This is a genomic window from Streptomyces niphimycinicus (assembly GCF_018883605.1).
GTDB classification, from domain to species: Bacteria; Actinomycetota; Actinomycetes; order Streptomycetales; family Streptomycetaceae; genus Streptomyces; species Streptomyces niphimycinicus.
In genome coordinates this window covers 1-4,819 of record NZ_JAHLEM010000854.1, presented here as the reverse complement: position 1 = coordinate 4,819, position 4,819 = coordinate 1, and the positions used below count along the sequence as shown (strand labels likewise).

The following is a 4,819-nucleotide window of genomic DNA, read 5'->3' as shown; positions in this document are numbered from 1 at the left end:
CGTACCGGTTCGCGCTCCAGCCGATGTGGCAGCGGCCGGTGCGTGGTCTGGGGGTCGTGGAGCCGTGGCTGCTGAGCCGCCGGGCATGACGCCGGGTGGCGGCCGGGCATGACGCCGGGGCGCCGTCGGGTGTGACCCTGGGTGGCGGCCGGGCATGACGCCGGGGCGCCGTCGGGTGTGACCCTGGGTGGCGGCCGGGCGTGACGCCGGGGTGCGTCCCCGGATGGGACGCGGTGGACGACGTTCGTCCGGATCCCTTCGGTGGCTTCGGCCGGATCGTTGAACTGGGCGCGGATCCTGGCCTGTTGGGCTAGCCTACGTCCGCAAGATCCACTCGGTGGATCCCAGGTCCTGTCGTCGAAGAAGCACCGTGCGCGTCCGCCCGCGGGGTGGGCCCGGCGGTGTCCAGGAGCACGTGTGACCCCGCTTTACGATTCAAGTGCTCAGCGTCCGGGCGCCTTACCTCCGCCGGGCTGCCCCGCCCATGACGGGGCCGGTGTCGAGCCGCTCCACGCGCCCGAGTTCGGAAGAGACCCTTTCGCGGTCTACCGGCGCCTGCGCGAGACCCACGGCCAGCTCGCACCGGTGGAGCTGGACAGAGGCGTCCCGGCCATGTTGTGCCTGGGGTACGAAACCGCGCTGGAGATCATGCGGCGCCCCGAGACCTTCTCCAAGGACCCCCGCCACTGGCGGGCCAGGAACGAGGGCGTGCTGCCCGGGACCAGCTATGCCCCGCAGGTCATCAGGCCCCGGCCGCAGGCCGACTTCGTGGACGGCGAGGAGCACCGGCGGCTGCGCGGCGCCATCGACGACTGCACCGGCCGGATCGACTCCGGCGCGCTGCGGAACTATGTCGAGCGCATCGCCGACTCGCTGATCGACCAGTTCTGCGAGGCGGGCGGGACCGAGCTGATCGGGACGTACTGCGCACTGGTCCCGGTGCTGGTGACCAGCCAGCTCTTCGGCTTCCCGCAGCAGGCCATGGACCCGCTGCTGCGGGGTGTGGTGGCGTTCATCGACGGCTCGGATCCGGCGGGCGGGGACCGGGCCGCGGCCGCGGCGCTGCGCGAGCTGATCGACCTCAAGCGGCGCGAGCCGGGGGCCGACATCACGTCCTGGCTGATCGCCCACCCGGCGCGGCTGAGCGACGAGGAGCTGGTCGAGCAGCTTCTGCTGCTGATCGGCATGATCACCGGGCTGGTGCCCGGCCTGATCGGCAACTCGCTGCGGGTGCTGCTCACCGATGAGCGGTTCTCGGGCGAGCTGATGGGCGGCAGCATGCTCGTCGAGGACGCCCTGGACGAGGTGCTCTGGACCGACCCGCCGCTGGCCAACATGGGGCTCTACTTCCCGGTCCATGACACCAACCTCGCCGGGAAGCGGCTGCGCGCCGGCGACGCCGTGATGATCAGCTTCGCGGCGACCAACCGGGACGCCCTGCTGAGGTCCCCGCACAAGCAGGGCAATCGGGCCCATCTGGCGTTCGGCGCGGGCCCCCACGCCTGCCCCGGCCGGAGCTCGGCCCGGCTGATCGCCTCCGTGGCGCTGGAGAAGCTGCTGGACCGGATCCCGGACCTCGCGCTGGCCGGGGATGCCGAGGAGCTGAAGTGGCTGTCCGGGATCTTCGTACGGGGGGTGGTCTCGCTGCCGGTGCGGTTCGCCCCCGTCGCCAGGCCGGGGGGACGGCGCCCCGCCCCGCCCGCCGCGCGCCCCGGCGAGCGGGACCGGCAGGACCAGCGGCACGAGGCGCCACCGGGCGTGCCGCAAGCGATACCGCAGGGGATGCTGCCGCAACGGATGTCACAGGGCGCGCCGCAAGGGGTGCCACAGGGCGCGCTCTCGCTGCCGCTCGCCACCGAGGGGGCGTCGGTGTCCGGAGGTGAGCCCCTGGAGGGGACGGATCTGGAGCAGCCGGGGGAGGACGGGCAGAAACAGCAGTCGTTCCTGATGGGCTTGCTGAACCGGTGGCGGCGGGCCCGCTAGGGGCCTGATCCAAGCGACAGGCCCTGGGCCCGGTCCGGGTGGCCCACAGGTTCCGCACATCCCGGGAAGCTGAAATGATCGCCGCATCGGGTTCACGGTCGTTAACCGGGAGAGTGCGTGATGAGTGAGCAGCGGTACGGGGAGTGGGTCGCGGTCCGCAGGGACGGCTTCGTGGCCGAGCTGGTGCTGGACCGACCGGGGGCCATGAACGCCGTCTCCTCCGAGATGGCGCGCTGCATCACGGCGGCCTGCACGGCACTGTCCGAGGACCGTGACGTCCGGGCCGTCGTGCTGACCTCGACCCATGAGCGGGCCTTCTGCGTGGGCGCGGACCTCAAGGAGCGCAACTCGCTCTCCGACGCCGAGATGCTGCGGCACCGGCCGGTCTCCCGCGCCGCCTACACCGGGGTGCTGGAGCTGCCGATGCCCGTCATCGCCGCGGTGCACGGCTATGCGCTGGGCGGCGGCTTCGAACTGGCCCTGTCCTGTGACGTGATCGTCGCCGACCCCACCGCCGTGGTGGGGCTGCCGGAGGTGTCGGTCGGGGTGATCCCGGGCGGCGGCGGCACCCAGCTCCTGCCGCGCCGGGTGGGCGCCGCGCGCGCCGCCGAGCTGATCTTCTCCGCGCGCCGGGTGGCCGCCGCGGAGGCCCATGAACTGGGCCTGGTGGACCGGCTGGCGGCGGAGGGCGAGGACCGGGCCGAGGCCCTGGCGCTGGCCCGGGGCATCGCCGCCAACTCCCCGGTGGGCGTGCGGGCCGCCAAGAAGGCGCTGCGGCTGGGGCAGGGGCTGGATCTGCGGGCCGGTCTGGAGGTCGAGGACGCGGCGTGGCGGACGGTGGCCTTCTCCGGCGACCGCGCGGAGGGTGTCGCCGCGTTCAACGAGAAGCGGTCGCCGGAGTGGCCGGGGGAGTGAGGGGCGGGTCGGCCGTCCGCCGGACCGGCCAGGGGCCGGAGGGGTAGCGGGCCGGAGGAGTAGCGGGCCGGGGGAGTAGGGATCCCGGACCGGGGAAGCTGACCGGATCCGGGGAATGGCCCCGGCCCGGGGAGCGCGCGGTCACCGGGGGTGACCGTTCGCTCGGATACCCGGGGTGAACGGCCCGCAGCGGATTGTTCTCGACGTTCTTACGCTGGAGAGCAGAGCGAACGATGCATGGCCGTGAGGAATGCGAGGCCGTCGTGACGGACAACGGGGAGATCGGCGGACGGCCCGTCGGGGTCGATGGACGATTGCGGGCCGTCGTGGGGCTCGCCCAGGAGATGGCGGCGGCGCACACCTCGCAGGAGTCGGTGGGCGCGGCGGCCGAGGCGGCCCGCCGCGCCCTCGACGGCGGCTTCGCGGCGATCTCGGTGTGGGAGCGTGCGCGGGGGCGGCTGCGGGTGCTGGTCAACGTGGGCGAGCTGATGGCGGGCGAGGAACCGCTGCCGGAGGACGAGTCGTATCCGGTGCACGACTTCCCGGAGATCGCCGAGTTCCTGCATGAGCACTGGGCGGCGGGCGGGGAGCCGCACGCCTGGGTCGAGACCGCCGACGGCGTACGACCCGGCGCGGCCCCGCCCGGCCATCAGGGCGCGCCGCCCGCCAGCGGAAGCTGGGGGAGGGTGGCCGCCCTGCGGCGGCGCGGCCGGGGGAGCTGTGTGGTGGCCCCGATCGTGCTGCACGGGCGGGCCTGGGGCGAGCTGTATGTGGCCCGGGTGATCGGACGTCCCGTCTTCGACCGCGACGACGCCGACTTCGCGACCGTACTGGCCTCGGTGACCGCCGCCGGGCTGGCCCAGACCGAACGCCTGGAGGAGGCCCGCCGCCTCGCCTTCACCGACCCGCTGACCGGCCTCGGCAACCGCCGCGCGGTGGACATACGGCTGGACGAGGCGCTGGAGGCGTACCACGCGGACGGCACCGTGGTGAGCCTGGTGGTCTGCGACCTCAACGGCCTCAAGCGGGTCAACGACACGCTTGGCCACGCCGTCGGCGATCGCCTGCTGGAACGATTTGGCTCGCTGCTCTCGCTCTGCGGCGCGATGCTGCCCGGGGCCCTGGTGGCCCGGCTGGGCGGCGACGAGTTCTGCCTGCTGGGGGTCGGGCCCCCGGCGGACGAGGTGGTGCGGGTGGCCGATGAGCTGTGCCGCCGGGCCGCCGAGCTGGAGATGGGCGAGGGGGTCGCCTGCGGGATCGCCTCCACGGGCGATCCGATCGGGCCGGTGCCGTCGGCCCGGCGCCTCTTCCGCTTGGCGGACGCGGCGCAGTATCGGGCGAAGGCCGCGCGTTCGCTGAAGCCGGTGGTGGCGGGGCGGGATGGGGGGACCGAGGACTCGGTGATCCGTCTGGCCGACACGTCTGCCGCCCACCCGCCGGAGCGTCGCCGCTTCCGCGGCCGCCGCTAACGCGTACGACGCACCCCGCCCCCCCGCCCACCCCGGGGCTCTGCCCCGGACCCCGCTCCTCGATCGCCGGAGGGGCTGGGAGGTGGGGCTCCGCCCCGGACCCCGCTCCTCGATCGCCGGAGGGGCTGGGAGGTGGGGCTCCGCCCCGGACCCCGCTCGTCAATCGCCGGAGGGGCTGGGAGGTGGGGCTCCGCCCCGGACCCAGCGGGGCACAGCCCCCGGATCCTGGCGGGGCTCCCACCCCACACCTTGCCGGGACCTCTGCCCCAGACCCCGCCGCCTCACCCCCTCCTCCCCATTACCGTTTTCGTGGCCCCGCAACGGGGCTCCCGGCCTTCGGAGCTGGCATGACTTTCTCCCCCTGTCGAACGCATGGCCTGGGGGGTGGTGTCACCGGCTCCGGAGGCACTGACAGACCGCTAATTAGGGGCATGACCACCGGCTTCTCCGGA

The 4,819-nt window shown here is 73.9% G+C and carries 3 protein-coding genes; all 3 read left to right on the top strand.

Annotated elements, in window-relative coordinates; translation table 11 throughout:
• The first annotated feature begins 417 nt into the window (after positions 1–417).
• The 3 genes from KN815_RS44195 to KN815_RS44185 all read left to right on the top strand — a co-directional run bounded on the left by KN815_RS44195 (position 418) and on the right by KN815_RS44185 (position 4,367).
• Complete coding sequence (locus tag KN815_RS44195; RefSeq protein WP_216347386.1) at positions 418–1,983, top strand: cytochrome P450 family protein; 1,566 nt, start codon at positions 418–420, stop codon at positions 1,981–1,983.
• A gap of 120 nt (positions 1,984–2,103) precedes the next feature.
• Complete coding sequence (locus KN815_RS44190; protein ID WP_216347385.1) at positions 2,104–2,898, top strand: enoyl-CoA hydratase/isomerase family protein; 795 nt, start codon at positions 2,104–2,106, stop codon at positions 2,896–2,898.
• A gap of 344 nt (positions 2,899–3,242) precedes the next feature.
• Positions 3,243–4,367 carry a GGDEF domain-containing protein gene (locus KN815_RS44185; protein WP_216347387.1) on the top strand — a complete coding sequence of 375 codons (1,125 nt, stop codon included), beginning with the start codon at positions 3,243–3,245 and terminating at the stop codon, positions 4,365–4,367.
• Positions 4,368–4,819: the final 452 nt, after the last annotated feature.

What these genes read in the sequence shown, in the direction of transcription:
- KN815_RS44190 (WP_216347385.1), top strand. Translation starts at nt 2,104, where the DNA reads ATGAGTGAGCAGCGGTACGGGGAGTGGGTCGCGGTCCGCAGGGACGGC.
- KN815_RS44185 (WP_216347387.1), top strand. Translation starts at nt 3,243, where the DNA reads ATGGCGGCGGCGCACACCTCGCAGGAGTCGGTGGGCGCGGCGGCCGAG.